This is a genomic window from Brevibacillus sp. BC25, from assembly GCF_000282075.1.
Taxonomy (GTDB): Bacteria; Bacillota; Bacilli; order Brevibacillales; family Brevibacillaceae; genus Brevibacillus.
Genome location: NZ_AKIX01000075.1, coordinates 1 through 1,343, shown reverse-complemented (window position 1 = coordinate 1,343; position 1,343 = coordinate 1). Strand labels below are relative to the sequence as shown.

The 1,343-nt window shown below is 42.1% G+C and carries 1 protein-coding gene; it reads left to right on the top strand.

Features of this window, described 5'->3' with window-relative positions:
- Positions 1-134 precede the first annotated feature (134 nt).
- Positions 135-1,288, top strand: a protein-coding gene (locus tag PMI05_RS19850; RefSeq protein ID WP_085972487.1) for an IS3 family transposase whose coding sequence is annotated in 2 segments (ribosomal slippage) — positions 135-396 and positions 396-1,288 — 1,155 coding nt in all. Because the reading frame shifts where the segments join, the coding sequence is not laid out codon by codon here.
- Positions 1,289-1,343: the final 55 nt, after the last annotated feature.

Genomic DNA, 1,343 nt, shown 5'->3' with positions numbered 1-1,343 from the left:
GGAAAGCTCGTAGAGGAAACAGGAGAAATAAGCGAAGATCTTAGGGACACCTGGTATTATCCCCTTATGGTAGACAGTAAATAAAGAGTTCATGATACCATGTACTCAATACTGTTGACCGGAGGGGTTTTTTCATGCCACCCAAAAAAGGACAAGTCTTTTTGCGTTATAGCGATGAACTCAAGAAAGAAGCTGTTCGATTACGACTTGAAGAGCGGCTGACCTATGCGCAAATTCGAGGAAGATTAGGGATTAAGGGTGATGCCCAAATCATCGAATGGGTTCGTAGACATCAAAACGGAGAGTCGTTTGAGGATTACCGTGGGAGCTGGGGAAGGAAGAAATTTAGCAGTCTTGAAGAAGAAAATGCCTACTTGAAAGCTCATTTAGAATATCTAAAAAAGCTCAATCCGAATCTACATGGGGAGGGAAGTTGGATAAGCAAGCCCGGTTTCGTACCATTGAAAAAATGAGTCATATGTATCCCATCATGATGCTGTGCAGGATTGCGGAAGTGTCGCGATCAGGTTACTACAAGTGGAAGAAGATCTTGAAACCACGTGCTACTCATCGTGTTGAACGAGATACCAACCTGAAGGAACAAATTCTTGCCATTCATCGAATTCGCCCACATTTCGGCTATAAACGCATGCGTACAGCTCTTCATAAAGAAGGATTTACGATGAACCACAAAAAAGTGCGTAGGCTTATGCGGGAACTTGGGATTCGCTCTGTCATTCGGAAGAAGCGCCCCTTTGCGGGGCGCAAACCATCCGTTGTTTTTCAAAATGTTCTCAACCGTGAGTTTGCAGTTGAAGAAATATTGAAGAAATTGGTAACAGATATTACCTTTATTCGGATTGGACATCAATTTGTATATTTATCAGTCGTTTTAGATTTGTGCAACAACGAAGTTGTGGCCTGGGAGATGTCTTCTTGTAACGATTTACAACTCGTTATACGTACTGTAGAACATGTAAATGCCAAAGGTGCTATTCTTCATTCCGATCAAGGGTATCAATACACAACGAAAACGTACAAGAAGTTACTAGATGATAAAGAACTGATTGGAAGTCATTCAAGAAGGGGAAATTGTTACGATAACGCCTGCATCGAGTCGTTCTTTTCTCACTTAAAAGCAGAGAAGCTATACCTTGAAAAACCAGTAAATGAAGTGGAAGCTCGGAGAATGGTAATGGAATACATCAACTACTATAACGAAGAGCGCTTCCAGAAAAAACTCGGCGACCTCTCCCCTATAGAATACAGAGAAGCGATCGCCGCCTAAAAAATTTCTCTTTTTTAGTGTCTACTTGACGGGGCTATGACCAACCGACCGAGAC